The sequence below is a fragment of the Shewanella electrica genome, from assembly GCF_022321485.1.
Taxonomy (GTDB): domain Bacteria; phylum Pseudomonadota; class Gammaproteobacteria; order Enterobacterales; family Shewanellaceae; genus Shewanella; species Shewanella electrica.
On the sequence record NZ_JAKOGG010000356.1, the window covers coordinates 1 to 266 of the forward strand.

The window sequence follows — 266 nt, forward strand, 5'->3', positions numbered from 1 at the left end:
GGTCACGTCAGTTCACCGTTCTGTATCCTGGACGGGCAGATAACACACCTGCAAAATACACCCAGGCGGCGCAGCCAAGGAGAATGACCCCCAGCGCGGGCGAGTACCATCCGATCTGCGGAATCGCGAACACACGGTAGGAGAAGTACCGGGCCACGGCCAATGGCAGATCCACCAGCTTGTTGGATACGGCTGTCCTCCAGCTCCTCATCCGCGGCCACAGATAGAAGAGCTTGAAGAGACGGACCAAGGTGAAGAGCCAGATG

General features: G+C 58.6%; 1 protein-coding gene. It reads right to left on the bottom strand.

Going from position 1 to position 266, the window contains the following annotated elements; all coding sequences use genetic code 11:
- Positions 1-7: 7 nt before the first annotated feature.
- The coding region (locus L9G74_RS20880) for a hypothetical protein (protein ID WP_238898674.1) at positions 8-266 on the bottom strand (259 nt) is incomplete at its 5' end.